Origin of the sequence: Enterobacter sp. AG326 (genome assembly GCF_004362415.1) — a bacterium.
Lineage (GTDB): Bacteria > Pseudomonadota > Gammaproteobacteria > Enterobacterales > Enterobacteriaceae > Enterobacter > Enterobacter asburiae.
Window position 1 is genome coordinate 176,071 of the sequence record NZ_SNXG01000002.1, and the last position, 19,317, is coordinate 195,387.

The 19,317-nt window shown below is 55.9% G+C and carries 16 protein-coding genes; 5 read left to right on the forward strand and 11 right to left on the reverse strand.

Going from position 1 to position 19,317, the window contains the following annotated elements; translation table 11 throughout:
* Positions 1–65: 65 nt before the first annotated feature.
* The 3 genes from glnS to chiQ all read left to right on the forward strand — a co-directional run bounded on the left by glnS (position 66) and on the right by chiQ (position 3,951).
* Positions 66–1,733 (forward strand): glutamine--tRNA ligase, encoded by a 1,668-nt coding sequence (glnS, locus tag DFO52_RS07820; RefSeq protein ID WP_029740147.1) that lies wholly within the window; start codon positions 66–68, stop codon positions 1,731–1,733.
* Positions 1,734–2,179: 446 nt separating this feature from the next.
* Entirely contained in the window at positions 2,180–3,577 is a 1,398-nt protein-coding gene (gene chiP / locus DFO52_RS07825) for a chitoporin (protein WP_032661118.1), read from the forward strand.
* Positions 3,578–3,624: 47 nt separating this feature from the next.
* Complete coding sequence (gene chiQ / locus DFO52_RS07830) at positions 3,625–3,951, forward strand: ChiQ/YbfN family lipoprotein (protein WP_032661388.1); 327 nt, start codon at positions 3,625–3,627, stop codon at positions 3,949–3,951.
* Positions 3,952–4,041: 90 nt separating this feature from the next.
* Here chiQ and fur read toward each other — a convergent pair whose 3' ends face one another.
* From fur to ybfF, 4 genes are all read right to left on the reverse strand, one after another.
* Positions 4,042–4,488 (reverse strand): ferric iron uptake transcriptional regulator, encoded by a 447-nt coding sequence (gene fur, locus DFO52_RS07835; protein ID WP_023310771.1) that lies wholly within the window; start codon positions 4,486–4,488, stop codon positions 4,042–4,044.
* Positions 4,489–4,779: 291 nt separating this feature from the next.
* Positions 4,780–5,310 (reverse strand): flavodoxin FldA, encoded by a 531-nt coding sequence (gene fldA, locus DFO52_RS07845; RefSeq protein WP_029741184.1) that lies wholly within the window; start codon positions 5,308–5,310, stop codon positions 4,780–4,782.
* 155 nt (positions 5,311–5,465) lie between these two features.
* Positions 5,466–5,753: a LexA regulated protein gene (gene ybfE, locus DFO52_RS07850; protein ID WP_023334913.1), complete on the reverse strand. Its 288-nt coding sequence runs from the start codon at positions 5,751–5,753 to the stop codon at positions 5,466–5,468.
* Positions 5,754–5,881: 128 nt separating this feature from the next.
* Complete coding sequence (ybfF, locus tag DFO52_RS07855; protein ID WP_133550011.1) at positions 5,882–6,655, reverse strand: esterase; 774 nt, start codon at positions 6,653–6,655, stop codon at positions 5,882–5,884.
* A gap of 183 nt (positions 6,656–6,838) precedes the next feature.
* Between ybfF and seqA the strand changes: the two genes are divergently transcribed.
* Positions 6,839–7,387: a replication initiation negative regulator SeqA gene (gene seqA, locus DFO52_RS07860; RefSeq protein WP_029741182.1), complete on the forward strand. Its 549-nt coding sequence runs from the start codon at positions 6,839–6,841 to the stop codon at positions 7,385–7,387.
* A 24-nt stretch (positions 7,388–7,411) separates the two neighbouring features.
* On the forward strand, positions 7,412–9,052 hold the full coding sequence (gene pgm, locus DFO52_RS07865) for a phosphoglucomutase (alpha-D-glucose-1,6-bisphosphate-dependent) (RefSeq protein WP_032649535.1): 1,641 nt from the start codon (positions 7,412–7,414) through the stop codon (positions 9,050–9,052).
* A 104-nt stretch (positions 9,053–9,156) separates the two neighbouring features.
* On the opposite strand, the gene potE is transcribed toward pgm, so the two are convergent.
* From potE to kdpB, 7 genes are all read right to left on the reverse strand, one after another.
* Complete coding sequence (gene potE, locus DFO52_RS07870; RefSeq protein WP_014831099.1) at positions 9,157–10,470, reverse strand: putrescine-ornithine antiporter; 1,314 nt, start codon at positions 10,468–10,470, stop codon at positions 9,157–9,159.
* Positions 10,467–12,665, reverse strand: coding sequence for an ornithine decarboxylase SpeF (gene speF / locus DFO52_RS07875; RefSeq protein WP_133550013.1), 2,199 nt, complete (start codon positions 12,663–12,665; stop codon positions 10,467–10,469). Before speF ends, potE begins: the two co-directional genes overlap by 4 nt.
* Positions 12,666–12,919: 254 nt before the next feature.
* Entirely contained in the window at positions 12,920–13,024 is a 105-nt protein-coding gene (gene speFL, locus DFO52_RS07880) for a leader peptide SpeFL (RefSeq protein WP_003858645.1), read from the reverse strand.
* A gap of 279 nt (positions 13,025–13,303) precedes the next feature.
* On the reverse strand, positions 13,304–13,981 hold the full coding sequence (gene kdpE / locus DFO52_RS07885; RefSeq protein ID WP_024908812.1) for a two-component system response regulator KdpE: 678 nt from the start codon (positions 13,979–13,981) through the stop codon (positions 13,304–13,306).
* Positions 13,978–16,665 (reverse strand): two-component system sensor histidine kinase KdpD, encoded by a 2,688-nt coding sequence (gene kdpD, locus DFO52_RS07890; protein WP_121931073.1) that lies wholly within the window; start codon positions 16,663–16,665, stop codon positions 13,978–13,980. Before kdpD ends, kdpE begins: the two co-directional genes overlap by 4 nt.
* A complete protein-coding gene (gene kdpC, locus DFO52_RS07895) occupies positions 16,666–17,241 on the reverse strand; it encodes a potassium-transporting ATPase subunit KdpC (RefSeq protein ID WP_023310778.1) in 576 nt (191 codons plus the stop codon).
* Between the two features lie 12 nt (positions 17,242–17,253).
* The gene (gene kdpB / locus DFO52_RS07900) at positions 17,254–19,302 is read right to left on the reverse strand and encodes a potassium-transporting ATPase subunit KdpB (RefSeq protein WP_023310779.1); all 2,049 of its coding nucleotides are present in this window, start codon (positions 19,300–19,302) and stop codon (positions 17,254–17,256) included.
* Positions 19,303–19,317: the final 15 nt, after the last annotated feature.

Genomic DNA, 19,317 nt, shown 5'->3' on the forward strand with positions numbered 1-19,317 from the left:
GTCACTACGTCCGGCTTATAAGATCATATGCCGTTATACGTTGTTTACGCTTTGAGGAATCCACGATGAGTGAGGCAGAAGCCCGCCCGAGTAACTTTATTCGTCAGATCATCGATGAAGATCTGGCCAGTGGTAAGCACACCACAGTTCATACCCGTTTCCCGCCGGAGCCGAATGGCTACTTGCATATCGGGCATGCGAAGTCCATCTGCCTGAACTTTGGCATTGCGCAAGACTACCAGGGACAGTGCAACCTGCGTTTCGATGACACCAACCCAGTAAAAGAAGACATCGAATACGTTGAGTCCATCAAGAATGACGTGCAATGGCTGGGCTTCAACTGGTCTGGCGATATCTGCTACTCCTCTGACTATTTTGATCAGCTGTACGCCTACGCGGTTGAACTGATCAACAAGGGTCTGGCGTATGTTGACGAACTGTCTGCTGATGAAATCCGTGAATATCGCGGTACGCTGACCGCGCCGGGCAAAAACAGCCCGTTCCGCGATCGCAGCGTGGAAGAGAACCTGGCGCTGTTTGAAAAAATGCGTGCCGGCGGCTTCGAAGAAGGCAAAGCGTGCCTGCGTGCTAAAATCGACATGGCGTCTCCTTTCATCGTGATGCGCGATCCGGTGCTGTACCGCATTAAGTTTGCGGAACACCACCAGACCGGCAACAAGTGGTGCATCTACCCGATGTACGACTTTACCCACTGCATCAGCGATGCGCTGGAAGGCATTACGCACTCCCTTTGTACGCTGGAGTTCCAGGACAACCGTCGTCTGTACGACTGGGTTCTGGATAACATCACCATTCCAGTGCATCCGCGCCAGTACGAGTTCTCTCGTCTGAATCTGGAATACACCGTGATGTCCAAGCGTAAGCTGAACCTGCTGGTGACGGACAAGCACGTTGAGGGCTGGGATGACCCGCGTATGCCAACCATCTCCGGTCTGCGTCGTCGTGGCTACACAGCCGCCTCTATCCGTGAGTTCTGCAAGCGCATCGGCGTGACCAAGCAGGACAACACCATCGAGATGGCCTCCCTTGAATCCTGCATTCGCGAAGATCTCAACGAAAACGCCCCGCGCGCGATGGCCGTTATCGACCCGGTGAAGCTGGTTATCGAAAACTATCCGCAGGGTGAAAGCGAGCTGGTCTCCATGCCTAACCATCCGAACAAACCGGAAATGGGTAGCCGTGACGTACCGTTCAGCGGTGACATCTGGATTGATCGCGCTGACTTCCGCGAAGAAGCCAACAAGCAGTACAAGCGTCTGGTGCTGGGTAAAGAAGTGCGTCTGCGTAACGCCTACGTCATCAAAGCCGAGCGCGTAGAGAAAGATGCGGAAGGGAATATCACCACCATTTTCTGTTCTTACGATGCAGAGACTCTGAGCAAAGATCCTGCTGACGGCCGTAAAGTGAAGGGCGTTATTCACTGGGTGAGCGCTTCCCACGCGCTGCCGGTAGAAATTCGTCTGTACGATCGTCTGTTTAGCGTGCCTAACCCAGGTGCAGCGGAAGACTTCCTGGCGACCATCAACCCGGAATCTCTGGTGATCAAGCAGGGTTATGCGGAGCCTTCTCTGAAAGCCGCTGAAGCGGGCAAAGCGTTCCAGTTTGAACGTGAAGGCTACTTCTGCCTGGACAGCCGTTACAGCACGGCGGAAAAACCGGTATTTAACCGTACCGTAGGCCTGCGTGATACCTGGACGAAGATCGGCGAATAATATTGCTGCTCTGGTCAATGAGAGACAAACGCCGCATTATGCGGCGTTTTTTTATTTAACGATCAGGGTATTAAGCCAGGGCTTAAAAAGGTGTGATAAAAATATCAGGTCAATGAGGTGCTACTTATTTTTTTAAAAAAAGTTTGTGTCATTACGAAAATCAAAAAGGTGATAAAAAAAGAAAGAGAACCCACGTCTAACCACTGAAATGCCTGATAATTCCCCGCCGTTGCTCGCCTCTCTGCGAATGTTACAAATCACTACCAATTATGTGCACTTCGTCATAATCCTGACTTTTGTCCGCTAAAAAGCATTGATAATTCGCGTCGCGAAAAATAACCTAACGACGGTAGTTAATTCGAGGGTATTTAAAACTACCCCTGACCATTTGGTCTTTTTTATTTACGCCGCTTCAGGCGTTTTAATTCGTCAAAGAGGAATAATCTATGCGTACGTTCAGTGGCAAACGTAGTGCGCTGGCGCTGGCTATTGCCGGTGTAACAGCAATGTCGGGCCTGGTGGTGACACCAGAGGCGAAAGCGGCAGGCTTCATCGACGATTCTACCCTCACGGGCGGTATTTATTACTGGCAGCGTGAACGTGACCGTAAAGACGTCACCGAAGACAAATACAAAACCAACCTTTCTCACTCCACCTGGAACGCCAACCTGGACTTCCAGTCAGGCTATGCCGCGGATATGTTCGGTCTGGATATTGCTGCGTTTACCGCGATTGAAATGGCGGAAAACGGCGACAGCGCGCACCCGAACGAAATTGCCTTCTCCTCCAGCAATAAAGCCTATAAAGAAGACTGGTCCGGGGATAAGAGCGGTATCAGCCTTTACAAAGCCGCTGCAAAATTTAAATACGGTCCGGTATGGGCGCGCGGCGGTTATATTCAGCCAACTGGCCAGACTCTGTTAGCACCGCACTGGAGCTTTATGCCGGGTACCTATCAGGGTGCAGAAGCCGGGGCGAACTTTGACTACGGTGATGCGGGTGCGTTGAGCTTCTCCTATATGTGGACCAACGAGTACAAAGCGCCGTGGCACATCGAGATGGACAAGTTCTACCAGAACGATAAAAAAACCAAAGTCGATTACCTGCACTCGCTGGGCGCGAAGTACGACTTCAAAAACGATCTGGTGCTTGAAGCGGCATTCGGTCAGGCACAGGGCTATATCGATCAGTATTTTGCCAAGGCCAGCTATAAATTCGATGTCGCGGGTAGCCCGCTGAGCACCAGCTACCAGTTCTACGGTACGCGCGACAAGGTCAGCAACGGTGGCGTCAACGACATTTATGACGGCACCGCGTGGCTGCAGGCGTTAACCTTCGGCTACAAGGTCGGTCAGGTTGATTTACGTCTGGAAGGCACATGGGTGAAGGCGGAAGGGCAGCAGGGCTACTTCCTGCAGCGTATGACCCCGACCTACGCCTCCTCCAACGGTCGTCTTGATATCTGGTGGGATAACCGTTCTGACTTCAACGCCGACGGCGAGAAAGCGGTCTTCTTCGGCGCAATGTATGATCTGAAAAACTGGAACCTGCCTGGCTGGGCGGTGGGCGCTTCTTACGCTTACGCCTGGGACGCAAAACCTGCCGATATGGCCACGCCGGATGCATACTACGATCCCAACTATCGCCTTAAAGAGTCTTCCTACAGCCTCGATGCTATCTATACCCTGCAGGATGGCCGCGCGAAAGGCACGATGTTCAAACTGCACTTCACCCAGTATGACAACCACTCTGATATCCCGAGCTATGCGGGCGGTTACGGCAACATCTTCCAGGATGAACGTGACGTGAAATTCATGGTTATCGCCCCATTCACCATCTTCTGATGAACGCACCGGCGGGCAGAGTCCCGCCGGTATGGAGACTGCACATGATGAAAAAAATCGTAATCGTCGCGCTGCTGGCATCAGGGCTGGTGGCGTGTGCTCAGACGCAGGCGCCGAAAGAGGACACCCGTCTGAAGGAGGCGTATAGCGCCTGCATTAACACTGCGGAAGGATCGCCGGAGAAGATTGAAGCCTGTCAGAGCGTACTAAACGTGCTGAAGAAAGAGAAAGCGCACGAGCAGTTCGCGACCCAGGAGAACGTCCGCGTGATGGATTACCAGGCCTGTATCCAGGCGCGTAAAACCGGTAACGATCAGGAAGTGGCGAAGCGTTGCGATAAGATCTGGAACGAGATACGCAATAACAATAAATAAGTGCTTTACGCCCGGTAAGCGCTGCGCTTACCGGGCTTTTTTAGGCAAAAAAAAGCCAACCTTGCGGCTGGCTCAGAGTATGAATACTGATTATTTCGCGTCGTGCGCGTGGTCGTCTTCGCGGCAGTCGCCTTCAGCGCAGTGACCGTAAAGGTACAGGCTGTGGTTGGTCAGGCGGATGCCATGACGCGCCGCGATTTCACGCTGGCGTGATTCAATGGAATCATCGCTGAATTCAATGACCTTGCCGCAATCGAGGCAGATCAGGTGATCGTGGTGCTGCTGCTGGGTCAGTTCGAAAACAGATTTACCGCCTTCGAAATTATGACGGGTAACAATGCCCGCGTCATCAAACTGGTTCAGCACGCGATAGACGGTAGCCAGCCCAATCTCTTCACCCATGTCAATAAGACGTTTATAAAGGTCTTCCGCACTGACATGGTGATTGTCTGGACCCTGAAGCACTTCAAGGATTTTTAACCGAGGAAGCGTTACTTTCAGGCCAGCCTTCTTTAATGCGGTATTGTTGTCAGTCATGCGGAATCTGTCCTGTTGCTAAACGATTCACTTCTGTAGGAAGTGACAGAAAATGCACCCGGGATAATGCGTCTCATTATAGAACTGCCATGGCTAAATGAAAACTGCAAGTCTCAGGCAAAATATGCTTATAAAAATGGGGTATCACCAACAAACTTGCTCAATGGAAAACCACATTTTATCAGGGAGACATTGTACAGGTCTGGGCGAAAAAGTTAAAAGATTGTAGCGATTAATTTAATCGGTTTGACCTGGAGCACGGGCGCAGCCGCCGCTGCGCCGTGATAAAAATCAGGCGTTCAGAATATCGTCCAGGTGCAGTTCCTCACGGATCTGCTTAACCCATTTCTCTACGCGCTCTGCCGTCAGCTCTGGCTGACGGTCTTCGTCGATGGCCAGACCCACGAAATGATTGTCATCGGCCAGGCCTTTAGACGCTTCAAAGTGGTAACCGGCGGTCGGCCAGTGGCCTACGATAACCGCGCCATTCGGCTCAATGATATCGCGGATGGTGCCCAGCGCGTCACAGAAGTATTCAGCGTAGTCTTCCTGATCGCCACAGCCAAACAGGGCGACCAGTTTACCGTTGAAGTCCACTTCTTCCAGCGTCGGGAAGAAATCATCCCAGTCGCACTGGGCTTCACCGTAGTACCAGGTTGGGATACCCAGCAGCAGAATGTCATAGCCTTCCAGATCTTCTTTGCTGCTCTTGGCGATGTCATGCACATCAGCAACGTCTTTACCGAGCTGTTTTTGAATGTTTTTTGCGATATTTTCGGTATTGCCGGTATCACTGCCAAAGAAAATGCCGATGATTGCCATGAGTAAAATAACCTCTTGAAACTTAATAGTATGGTGGCGCAATTCGGCCACGGATAAGGGCAATAATAGCAGAACTGGCAACCCTGCGGAAACAGCTATCGCGCAGGACTGCACTCTGTGCTACATGAAAAGGGCGATAAAGGGGATTTTCAGACTTATGCCTGGCTGCGTAACGTCTCAAGCTGGGCGATCAACATCTCTTCAATGAGCTCGCTGCGGCTGATATTTCGCGCGTCAGCCAGCTCGTTCAGCGCATCGACGGCGTCGGCGTTAAGCTTCAGTTCGACACGCTTAAGCCCACGATTTTTATCGCGTTTAAGCTGGTTGCGTTTATTGATACGCAGCTGTTCATCACGCGAAAGCGGATTCGTCTTGGGTCGTCCCGGGCGACGCTCATTCGCGAACAGATCTAGTGTCGTACGGTCCGTTTGTTCTTTGGCCATGATTCTGAGACTTCGGGGGAAACACGCCGCCCTGCTAATGCCCGGGCGATAAGCGCGCCATCATACATCACCAAAAACGGCACGCCAACGACTGGAAGCCCGCAGCCTTCCAGTCGCTTTCTTTTTAATCAATTTGCAGTATCAGCGAGATAGCGGCGAATGGCGCGCAGCACAGCGTCCGGTTTTTCCGCATGCACCCAGTGCCCGGCACCGGCAATCACGTGGGCGCGAGCCTGCGGGAATTGGGTCAGCAGCGTGTCGCGGTACGCGTCGGTAACGTAAGGCGAGTTGCCGCCGCGAATAAAGAGGGTAGGGTGTGGCCAGGCCGGGACGGTTTCCCAGCCGACGATGTTGTTGTACTGCTCCCAGAGCACCGGCACGTTAAAACGCCATTGCCCGTCAACAAACGACTTCAGCAGGAACTGCACAACGCCTTCTTCATTAAGATGCTCACGCATGACGGCAACCGCCTGTTGGCGCGTCGCGACACCCGCTTCTGTGACCGCATTAATGGCGGCAAAAATTTCGTCGTGGCGACGGACGTCGTAATCCACGGGCGCGACGTCAATCACCACCAGGCCGCTAATACGGTCCGGGGCCAGTGCCGTCAGGGCCATTACCGCTTTTCCACCCATTGAATGCCCGATGAGGGTCACCTTTTGCAGATCGTGGGCATCCAGCGTATCCAGCAGATCCTGCGCCATCGCCGCGTAGGTCATCTCGTCGGAACGCCCGGAAAGACCGTGATTGCGCATATCGACCTGTAAAATATCGTGGTCGGAAACCAGATCGCGCGCCAGCACGCCCAGGTTATCCAGGCTGCCAAAAAGCCCGTGAACCAGTACGATGGGAGAATTATTGTTCGGCGATTGTGCAGTTTGCGCTCGGGTATTCAATTTCATGGCAAAGTTCTTTTTTTACGTATGTCAGGTTAGGGTATCATGTTGACCATTCTGCCGCCCGGCCGCAAGGTTCCAGTTTAATCTGACTTTTGCTGCCAACCTGGTTTGACGCTATCCGCTGTTGGGATTTGACCTTATAATCCCAATGACTTGTATTCAGATAAGATATCGCACTGGATTAAGATGAAAACAATCGAAGTTGATGACGAACTCTATCAGTATATTGCCAGCCAGACGCGGCATATCGGGGAGAGCGCGTCCGACATTTTACGGCGCATGCTTAAAATTTCCGCCGCTTCACAGCCTGCTACCCCAGCCACCAAAGATGTCGTGTCTCAGCCGAGCGTTGTTGCACAAGCAAAACCTGCCGTGACGCCGGCAAAAGATAAAGTGCGCGCGATGCGCGAGCTGCTGCTCTCCGATGAATACGCGGAGCAGAAAAAGGCGGTAAACCGCTTTATGCTGGTGCTGTCTACACTTTACTCACTGGATAACAAAGCGTTTGCTGAAGCGACCGAGTCGCTTCACGGCCGTACTCGCGTCTATTTCGCGGGAGACGAGCAGACGCTGCTGCAAAATGGCAATCAAACCAAACCCAAACATGTTCCTGGCACCCCGTACTGGGTGATCACCAATACCAATACGGGCCGCAAGTGCAGCATGATTGAACACATCATGCAGTCCATGCAGTTCCCGGCGGAATTGATTGAAAAGGTTTGCGGTACAATTTAACCCTTGCATCAGAAGGACCCGGTAATGGCAAATCACAGCCGTGCAGGCCAACCTGCACAACAAAGCGATTTGATTAACGTCGCTCAGCTGACCGCGCAGTATTATGTGCTGAAACCGGTCGTGGGCAACGCAGAACACGCAGTGAAGTTTGGTACATCTGGTCACCGCGGCAGCGCGGCGCGCCACAGCTTTAACGAACCGCACATTCTGGCCATTGCTCAGGCCATTGCGGAAGAGCGCGCTAAAAACGGCGTTACCGGTCCGTGCTACGTGGGGAAAGATACCCATGCCCTGTCTGAACCGGCGTTCATCTCTGTGGTGGAAGTGCTGGCGGCAAACGGCGTCGACGTGATTGTTCAGGAGAACAACGGCTTCACCCCAACGCCTGCGGTCTCTAACGCCATCCTGGTGCACAACAAAAAAGGTGGCGCGCTGGCTGACGGTATCGTTATCACGCCATCCCACAACCCGCCGGAAGACGGTGGTATCAAATACAACCCGCCTAACGGTGGCCCGGCCGACACCAACGTCACCAAAGTAGTGGAAGATCGTGCGAACGCGCTGCTGGCTGATGGTCTGAAAGGCGTTAAGCGCATTTCTCTGGATGCTGCCATGGCGTCCGGTCACGTGAAAGAGCAGGATCTGGTTCAGCCGTTCGTGGAAGGGCTGGCGGATATCGTCGATATGGCGGCCATCCAGAAAGCCGGCCTGAAGCTGGGCGTGGATCCGCTGGGCGGCTCCGGTATCGAATACTGGAAACGTATCGCCGAGCATTACAAGCTGGATCTGACCATCGTGAACGATCACGTCGATCAGACCTTCCGCTTTATGCACCTGGACAAAGACGGCGCGATCCGTATGGACTGCTCCTCCGAGTGCGCGATGGCGGGCCTGCTGGCGCTGCGTGATAAATTCGATCTGGCGTTTGCTAACGACCCGGATTATGACCGTCACGGTATCGTCACCCCTGCCGGGCTGATGAACCCGAACCACTATCTGGCCGTCGCGATTAACTACCTGTTCCAGCACCGCCCGCAGTGGGGCAAAGAGGTGGCCGTCGGTAAAACGCTGGTTTCCTCCGCGATGATCGATCGCGTGGTCGAGGCGCTGGGCCGCAAGCTGGTGGAAGTGCCGGTGGGCTTCAAATGGTTCGTTGACGGTCTGCACGACGGCAGCTTCGGCTTCGGCGGTGAAGAGAGCGCGGGGGCATCTTTCCTGCGTTTCGACGGCACGCCATGGTCAACCGATAAAGACGGCATCATCATGTGCCTGCTGGCGGCGGAGATCACCGCGGTCACCGGTAAGAACCCGCAGGAACACTACAACGACCTGGCGGCACGCTTTGGTGCGCCAAGCTATAACCGTATTCAGGCTAGCGCGACGTCAGCCCAGAAAGCGGCCCTGTCCAAGCTCTCTCCGGAGATGGTCAGCGCAAGCACCCTGGCGGGCGATCCGATCACTGCTCGTCTGACGGCTGCACCGGGCAACGGCGCATCCATTGGTGGTCTGAAAGTGATGACCGAGAACGGCTGGTTCGCCGCGCGTCCGTCCGGTACGGAAGATGCGTACAAAATCTATTGCGAAAGCTTCCTCGGCGCTGAGCACCGTCAGCAGATTGAGAAAGAAGCGGTAGAGATTGTCAGCGAAGTGCTGAAAAACGCGTAAGTGCGATATGGGTGAGGGCTGATGCCCTCACCCCGCCCTTCTCCCACAGGGAGAGGGGGAAAACACTAAAAATGGCAACCCTTGGGTTGCCGTTTTGCTTTTACTTAACTGTGCTTGTTCTTCAATTCAAACCGCGGTGACACCAGACCGTACAGCGTCCAGCCCATAAAGGTCACCATCGCGCCATACAGCATCGCTTCCTGGCCGGATGAGTAGAGCGCATAGAAGCTGTAGATTGCCCCGATCAGCGCCACGATATTGGCCGCACGCGCTTTGCGTGGATCCACCTTCGCCACCTTCTGGATGATCACCAGCGCTGCCATCGACAGAATATACGGAATGATGTTCGTCACCACCGCCAGGTTGACCAGCACGTTGAACTGGCTGTTCAGCGACGGGCTAATGGTCATCAGCGACAATCCGCTCTGGAAGATGACAATCGCCAGCATGCCCTGCACCGGCGCATCCGCTTTGGTCACGCGGGAGAAGATTTTTGGGAAGTAACCTTCATCAGCCGAGGATTTAAACACCTGTGCGATGGTGAACTGCCAGCCGAGGAGTGAACCGCAGCAGGACATCACCATCAGACCCATGATCACCTTCCCGACTTCCGGGGTGAACATCTGCGCGAAGGCCAGTCCGAACGGCGCCGTAGAGTTTGCCAGATCCATGTTTGGCACAATCCCGGCAATCACGTTAGTCGAGACGATATAGATCACCGCCGCGCCCAGCGTGCCGCCGAGGACCGCAATCGGCACGTTCTTTTCCGGATTCTCTACCACTTCCGCGTTCGCGCAGGCGGATTCCAGACCCAGGAAGGCCCACAGCGTCATGGCGATGGATGACCCAACAGCGGTAAAGAACGGCACATGGTGCGGGTTCCAGGAGTTGGCGTAGAGCGTCGGGCTAAACCAGAACCAGCCGATGATGCACAGGCCGACAACCGGGATAATCACGCCCCAGACGGTGATGCTGGAGAGCTGTCCGGTGATACGCGCGCCGCCAAAGTTAGCGACGGTGCAGATCCACAGCACCCCGATGGTCGCCAGCCCAATTTGTACCGGGCTGAGCGTCGCGCCAAACAGCTCCGTTCCGTAACCCACCGCGGAGATGGCAATCGCCACGTTGGCGATCAGCAGCGACACGCCGTAGGTATAGTTGGCCATAAAGTTGCCCGACTTGCCAAAGGCGTATTCGGCATAGCCCCCCATGCCCCCTGACTTACGGCTGAACATCCCGCACTTGGCGAAAGCCCACGCCAGCGCCATGGAGCCGACTGCCGTCACCAGCCAGGAGATGATAGAGATGGTACCCACCTCTGCCAGTTTGGTGGGCAGCATGATAATCCCGGATCCCATCATGTTCACCATGGTGAGGATGGTCAGCTGCACCACGCCCATCTTATTGGACTTACTCATAATTTCTCTCCTTTCAGCAGCGCGGGCTGAGCGGCGGGTTGTTTGATGACGTTACAGCGAACCTGTTTGCGACCCTCACACTCCTCGACGTACACACCCTGCAGCTCCGGCGCGAAGCCTGGCAGAAGGTTGATGCCTTCTTCCAGCGCGGCAAAGTAGCGCAGCACCGAACCGCCCCAGACTTCCCCTGGGACAACACACAGCACCCCCGGTGGATAAGGAAGGGCGCCTTCGGCGGCAATGCGGCCTTCCGCATCGCGCAGTGAGACCAGTTCAACCTCACCGCGCAGATAGGCGTAGTTCGCGTCCTGCGGGTTCATCATCACGCGCGGGAAGTGAGACTTGCGGAACATCTCTTTCTGCAGCTGCTTCACGTTGTGGCGGGCGTACAGGTCGTGCATTTCCTGGCAGATCTGGCGCAGGGTGTAATCCGCGTAACGCTCCGGATGCTGTTTATAGAGAGAAGGCAGGACGTCTTTTAGCGGAACATCGCTCTCGAGCAGTTTTTCGAAGCGCACCAGCTGCGCCACCAGCTGCTGCAGTTTGCCCATATCTTCCGCAGGCGTGAGCAGGAACAGGATCGAGTTGAGGTCGCATTTTTCCGGCACGATACCGTTTTCACGCAGGAAGTTGGCAAGGATAGTGGCGGGCACGCCGAAGTCCTCATACTCTCCGGTGCGGGCGTTGATGCCCGGCGTGGTCAGCAGGAGCTTGCACGGGTCGATAAAATACTGATGCTCAGCGTAGCCTTCAAAAGCGTGCCAGTTTTCACCCGGTACGAAGTGGAAGAAGCGCAGATCGGTCGCAATTTCCGCCGTGCCCCAGCTTTCCCACGGGCGGCCATCTACCGTTTCCGGAACGAAGGGGCGCAGATACCGGCAGTTCTCCAGAATCAGCTTGCGCGCTTCGATACCGTTCACCACGCAGTCCATCCACATGTTGCGGCCGCTCTGGCCCTCATGCATACGGGCGTTGATGTCCAGCGCAGCGAACAGCGGATAAAACGGGCTGGTGGAGGCGTGCATCATAAAGGCATTATTCAGCCGCTTATGCGGGACATAGCGCTGTTGCCCTTTGATATGGCTGTCTTTCTTATGGATTTGTGAGGTCTGCGAGAAGCCGGCCTGCTGTTTATGCACGGACTGGGTGACAAGGATCCCCGGATCGTTTTCGTTCAGCTCCAGCAGCAGCGGAGAGCAGTCGGCCATCATCGGAATAAACTGCTCATAACCCACCCACGCCGAGTCAAACAGGATGTAATCACACAGGTGCCCAATCTTATCCACCACCTGACGGGCGTTATAGATGGTGCCATCGTAGGTACCCAGCTGGATCACCGCCAGACGGAACGGACGCGCATCGCGTGCACGGCCCGGCGCCACCTCAGCCACCAGCTCGCGCAGATAACTTTCTTCAAAGCAGTGGGCGTCAATGCCGCCAATAAAGCCGTACGGGTTGCGCGCGGTTTCCAGATAGACCGGCGTTGCACCGGCCTGGAGGAGGGCACCGTGATGGTTAGATTTGTGGTTGTTACGGTCGAACAGCACCAGGTCGCCCGGGGTGAGCAGGGCGTTAAGCACCACTTTGTTGGATGATGAGGTGCCATTCAGCACGAAGTAGGTCTTATCGGCGTTAAAGACCTTTGCCGCATGCTGCTGGGCGATGCACGGCGCGCCTTCGTGGATCAGCAGATCGCCCATCGCCACGTCGGCGTTACACAGGTCGGAGCGGAAAAGCGTCTCACCAAAGAAATCGACAAACTGATTACCGGCAGGATGACGGCGGAAGAACTGGCCACCCTGATGCCCCGGGCAGTCAAACGCGCTGTTGCCCTGCTTCACATAGTCGACAAGCGCGCGGAAAAACGGCGGGCGCAGCTGAGTTTCATACTTCTGGGCTGCAGCTTCCAGCTGGCGTCCATAAAAGTCGTTGCTGGTGTCTGAATACTCAAATACGCCATGAATACGCGATAAATAGTCTGCCGGGATGAACTCTTCTTTGTGCGTCGCGACAAAAACAGGAATGCCAAAACCGGTGGCTTCTATTTCGTCCAGGATACCGCTGGCAATATCCGTGACCGCCAGAACAATGGCGGCAACATCCATATAATCAGAGGCTCGGACATCCACCAGTTCACGCTGGGTAGTAAAGCAATCCGGACATGCACGGCTGGCTGCGATTTTTAAACTTTTCATCTTTCTCTCTTTATTTTAAGTAATAAGCGTCCCTCGATTTCCTGCAAGAAAGAAATCGATAATTTACCGGAAAAAAAGCAAAGGGTGGCCGCTGATTAAAATCAGTGAATTGCTTTTTTGATGATTGAAATTCAGTCCGCCCGGTGCGGATGAGTCTGAATTAAAATGAATGAGCGCACGAGTTCACAGGCAGTAGCCTGTAAAATAAGGTGTTTCAGGATAACCTGTAAGCGGGTGCGCCAGAAGTCGAAGGACTACCGGGCATTAAAGAGATGAAAGTCAAAGCAGTTTCGGTGGGCAAACATCATGATATGTGTTGTCCGCCTTATATGGGGCATTAAGCGATTGTTGTTTTCCATGTTTCATTTTCCTTTCAGTAATTGAAAGCATGGTCATTTTATCCAGAGAAAGGCGATTAACCGTGAGGTAGATCACCGTTAACCGATCAAATCAGAAATAAATATTCGTTTTGGGTGAATATCGCAGATCAAAATTCTGATTTGTTGGTGTTGCGTTAACAGATTGTGTTATCAATGTTTTAAATGAGCAAAAATAGCCCGTAAAAATAATGTATGGGTTATTTATGAAATATTGTCTGAGGTATTTAGATTTTATTTAAAAATAAAATGAATAGTTATTCAAAGCATAAACCGATAACCGATACCGGTTTCAGTTAATAAATGGCGAGGGCGAGCGGGGTCAACTTCGAGTTTCTGACGAAGATGTCCCATATATATGCGTAAATAATGACTATGTTCCACAGCGTTGGGTCCCCACACCTGACTTAACAGCTGGCGTTGGGTGAGTACCTTGCCGTGATTGTTGAGCAGCACGGCGAGCAGCCGAAATTCTATTGGCGTGAGATGAATCTCCTCATCACCGCGCACAATCCGTCGCGCGGCCAGGTCAACCCGGATATCTCCAAACGTGTAGGTTGGGTCAGCGGGCGTGGTTGCGCTGTGGCGACGCAGCGCCACGCGAAGGCGAGCCTGCAGTTCGCCGATACCAAAAGGTTTAATCAGATAGTCATCCGCACCGGCATCCAGCGCCGCGATTTTATCCGTCTCTTCCGTACGCGCGGAGAGCACGAGGATCGGCATCTGGCTCCACTGACGAACTTCCCGGATAAAATCGATACCGTCGCCGTCCGGCAGGCCAAGATCGAGGATCACCAGGTCCGGCTTGCGGGTGGCGGCTTCAATTAAACCCCGCTGAAGCGTACCCGCATCATGAACGCGCAGACCGTCCCCTTCCAGCGCAGCGCGCAGAAAACGGCTAATGGCGATCTCATCTTCAACAATCAGAACGTTGATCACAAATCCTCTGGTAATTCATTAAGTTCTGGCGGGGTTTCCAGAGGAAGTGTAACACAAAACCGCGCGCCGCCTTCGGGACGATTCTCTGCGGAGATGGACCCACCGTGGACGTCAATGATCGCCTGGCAAATCGCCAGCCCCAGCCCCACGCCCGGAATGGCCGACTCCTTATTGCCGCGCGCGAATTTTTCGAAAATAGCCAGCTCCTGCCCGCTTGGAATGCCGGGTCCTGTATCCCAGACGTCAAGGTGAAGCGTGCCATCGTCCACCGTCGCATCCACGCCAATTTGCGCGCTGGCGCCCGCATATTTGCCGGCATTTTCCAGCAGGTTGATCAGCACCCGTTCAAACAGCGGGCCATCAACGTGAATTAAGGTCAGGGGCTCGGGCATATTCAGCGCAATATGGCGCCCGCCCAGGCCGGGTTCGAGCATTTTCAGGGCGCTGCCCACCACCTCTTCAAGCGTGAGCCACTCTTTTTTGAGGTTAAAACCGCCTGACTGGATACGCGCCATATCGAGCAGGTTATTCACCAGGCGCGTGGTATTCAGCACATGCTGGCGGATCTCGCTGGCCTGTAGAGCGTGTTTAGAGCCTTCCGCCGCCAGGTCCAGCGTCAGGATTTCTGACTGACCAAACAGGACGGTGAGCGGGGTTCGCAGATCGTGAGAGAGCGCCGCCAGCAGCGAGTTACGAATGCTTTCCCGCTCGCTCGCCAGCCGGGCCTGCTCTTCGCTGGCGGTGAGGGCCAGCCGCTCCAGGGCGCTGGCAACCAGCAGCGTAAAGGTCTCCAGCAGCCGCTGCTGTTCGGGGATCATCAGCTGGCGCAGGTTGGAGGGCTCAACAATCACCAGCCCCTGATTTTTATCGGCGCTGCGCAGCGGTAGAATTTGGTAGGGCACGCCGGGCAGGGTGTCGGTCCCTGCGCCCGCAGGCAGCCCTTTATCAAAGCTCCAGCGCGCGATGGCTTCGTCCCAGGGCGTCATGCCTGAGGCCGACGTCAGCGGTCGCAGCTTGCCGTGTTCGTCCGGGAGCAAAATCAGGTTGCTGGCATGAAAGGTCGAGCGAATAAACTGCTCGCTGGTCTGCACAATATCCAGCGGCGTGCGTCCCACCGCCAGCGATTTCGACATCTCATAGAGATGGCGCGTGCGCTGCTCGCGATAGCGGGCAATACGCGCCTGATAGCGCACGCCCGCCGTCAGATTCCCGATTACCAGCCCGACGGTGAGCATCACCGCAAAGGTGAGGATGTACTGCACATCCGACACGGCGAGTGTCCCGCGGGGGGCAATAAAGAACAGATCGAAGCTGATGACGTTGATGACCGTCGCCAGTACCGACGGCCAGCGACCGTAAAAGAGCGCCACCACCACTACGCCAAGCAGGTAGATCATCACCAGGTTGGCGGCATCAAACGCGATCAGCCACTGGCTGGCAATCACGGTAATCAGGGCGCAGAGCACGACGGCGACAAGACAGCCGCGCAGCTGAATGCGCCATTTATCGCTGAAGGCACGGCTGTCCGGCGCGCGGCTGGGTAGCTGCGTGGGCTTATCATCCAGCGCCACGATCACCAGGTCCAGATCCGGTGCGCGGTGGGCCAGCTTGTCGGCAAACGATTCGCGGCTAAACCAGCGGCGATGCTGGCGACGGCCAATCACGATTTTCCCCAGATTGTGCTCACGGGCGTAGCGCAAAATGGCTTTATCTTCCTGTGGGTCGGAAAGGGTGGCGGTTTCGGCACCCAGCTCCTGCGCCAGGCGAAGCGAACTCAATATCGCGCGGCGCTGGTTTTCGGGCAGAGCGTGCAGCTGCGGCGTTTCGACATACACCGCATGCCAGACGCTGCCAAATTTAGCCGCCAGGCGCGCGGCGGTGCGGACAAGCTTTTCATTGCCGCTGCCGTGTCCTACGCACAGCAGGATGGCATCTCGCGTATGCCAGACGCGCTCCTGGCCCTGCAGGTCGCGCCAGGCACGCATCTGATCGTCGACGCGATCGGCAGTACGACGCAGGGCCAGCTCGCGCAGGGCAATCAGGTTACCTTTACGGAAGAAATGTTCGATGGCGCGCTCGGCCTGGCCGGCAATATAGACTTTGCCTTCGTGCAGGCGCTGGCGCAAATCATCGGGGGGCAGGTCAACCAGCACCACTTCATCGGCGGAATCAAAGAAGGGATCGGGCACCGTCTCGCGCACCTGAATGCCGGTGACGCCGCTCACCACGTCGTTCAGGCTTTCAAGATGCTGAACGTTAACCGTCGTGAAAACATCGATGCCGGCTTCGAGTAGTTCTTCTACATCCTGCCAGCGTTTTGGATGGCGTGAGCCTGGCGCATTGCTGTGCGCCAGTTCGTCCATCAGGATAAGGGCGGGACGGCGGGCGAGGGCGGCATCGAGATCGAATTCGGTGACTAACCGACCGCGGTGGCTGATGCGGCGGGGCGGCTGGGTGGCCAGCCCCTTCAGCAGCGATGCGGTCTCTTTGCGTCCGTGGGTTTCTACCACGCCTATCAATATATCGAGCCCCTGCGCCCGAAGCCGCTGGGCTTCCGTCAGCATGGCGAAGGTTTTCCCGACGCCTGCGCAGGCGCCAAAGAAAATTTTCAGTTTGCCGCGATGGGCTTCGGCCGTCTGTTCAAGCAGCCTGTCCGGATCCGGGCGCATGGGCTCGTCGGTCATTTAGTTTTTCCTTAGCGCGTCCAGCGCCAGATTCAGCTCAACAATATTCACCACGGGCATGCCGATAAAGCTGACCAGCGGCTTTTGCGTGTGCTCTGCAACCAGCTGGCTAACCTGCTCGACGGTCAGCTGACGGGCCGCGGCGACGCGCGGGATTTGCCATGCCGCTGCTGCCGGCGTCAGGCTGTAGTCCAGCCCGCTGGCCGAGGCGGTCACCAGCTCTACGGGCACCTCACGGCTGGCCTGCGGATTAGCGGCGCGCAGGGCTGCCACGCGCTCAGCAACGGCTTTGTCCAGCTCGGGGTTGCTGCCCGCCAGGTTACTGCCGCCGGATGCCATCGGATTATACGGGCTTTCGGCAGTGGCGGAAGGGCGTCCCTGGAAGTAACGGGCATCCGTAAAGTTCTGACCAATCAGGCGTGAACCGCGGTTTTCACCGTTTTGCATAATCAGCGAGCCGTTGGCCCGATCCTTAAACCACCACTGGCCCAGCGCGGTAGTCACCAGCGGGTACAGCCCGCCGGTAATAAGAGACAGCAGAATAAACAGAAGTATAGCGGGGCGTAACATCGTCATTTGAATCACCTTTTAAACCAGGCCGAACAGCGTCAACAGCAGGTCGATAACCTTGATACCGATGAAGGGCACCACCAGCCCGCCCAGGCCGTAAATCCACAGGTTGCGGCGCAGCATGGCGGCGGCCGTGAGCGGCTTATAGCTCACGCCTTTCAGCGCCAGCGGGATCAGGAAGACAATAATCAGGGCGTTAAAGATTACTGCGCTCAGAATGGCCGATGCCGGAGAGTGCAGGTGCATCACGTTCAACGCGTTTAATTGCGGGTAGGTCGCAGCAAACGCCGCCGGAATGATGGCGAAATACTTCGCCACGTCGTTGGCGATACTGAACGTGGTCAGCGACCCGCGCGTCATCAGCATCTGCTTACCAATGTGCACCACTTCAATCAGCTTGGTCGGGTTAGAGTCGAGGTCGACCATGTTGCCCGCCTCTTTTGCCGCCTGGGTACCGGAGTTCATTGCCACCGCCACGTCGGCCTGCGCCAGGGCAGGGGCATCGTTGGTACCGTCACCCGTCATCGCCACCAGGCGGCCTTCCGCCTGATACTGACGAATCAGCGCCAGTTTCGCTTCCGGTGTGGCTTCAGAAAGAAAATCATCCACGCCCGCTTCGGCGGCAATCGCCGCGGCGGTAAGACGGTTATCCCCGGTGATCATCACCGTTTTGATCCCCATTTTCCGCAGCTGGGCAAAGCGCTCCTTGATGCCGCCTTTGACGATATCCTTCAGGGCAATCACCCCCAGCACGTGTGCCCCTTCGGCCACCACCAGCGGCGTCGCCCCCTGACGGGCCACGCTTTCGACCAGGCTGTCCACTTCCGGTGGGAAGTGGCCGTTGTTGGCCTCAATGTGGCGACGGATGGCGTCAACAGAGCCTTTGCGGATCATGCGATCCTGAATGTTAATGCCGCTCATGCGGGTTTGCGCCGTGAAGGGCACGAAAGTGGCGTGCAGGCTCTGAACGTCGCGCTGGCGCAGGTTAAAGCGCTGCTTGGCGAGGATCACGATACTGCGGCCTTCCGGGGTTTCATCGGCAAGCGAAGAGAGCTGCGCGGCATCTGCCAGCGTTTTTTCATCCACGCCCGGGGCGGGTAAGAAATCTGACGCCTGGCGGTTACCGAGGGTAATAGTCCCGGTTTTATCCAGCAGTAAGACGTCCACGTCACCGGCGGCTTCCACCGCGCGCCCGCTGGTGGCGATGACGTTGGCACCGAGCATACGGCTCATGCCGGCCACGCCGATGGCTGACAGCAGGCCACCAATGGTGGTTGGGATCAGGCAGACCAGCAGCGCCACCAGCACCGTGATGGTGACCGCGGTGCCGCCATAGGCGGAGAACGGCCACAGCGTCGCGGTTGCCAGCAGGAAGACGATGGTCAGGGCCACCAGCAGGATGGTCAGGGCAATCTCGTTCGGCGTTTTACGACGCTGGGCGCCTTCCACCATGGCGATCATCCGGTCGAGGAAGGTTTCCCCCGGGTTAACGCTACACTGGATCACCAGCCAGTCGGAGAGAATGCGCGTCCCGCCCGTCACGGAGGCGAAATCGCCGCCGGATTCACGGATAACCGGCGCGGACTCCCCGGTAATGGCGCTTTCATCCACCGAGGCGCCCCCTTCGATAACTTCACCGTCGCAAGGGATAATGTCCCCGGCTTCCACCAGCACCACATCGCCTTTGCGCAGTTCATCCGCCGGAACGTGGTCCATCTGCGCGCCGTATTTCGGTTCACGTAGCTTGCGCGCGAAGGCGGTTTTCTTCACCCCTTTCAGGCTGTTGGCCTGGGCTTTACTCCGGCCTTCCGCCAGCGCTTCCGCAAAGTTGGCGAACAGCACGGTAAACCACAGCCACAGGCTGATGGCGCCGGTAAACATCGCATTCCCCGGCATGTGGCCCGTTCCCATGGCAATCGCCAGGGCGGTGGTCAGCACGCTTCCCGCCCAGACGATAAACATCACCGGGTTGTGCCACTGCACGCGCGGGCTCAGCTTTTTCACCGCATCCATGAGCGCCTGGCGAACTAATGACGGTTCGAACAGGGCCAGTTGTTTACGACTCATGACAATTTCTCCGCA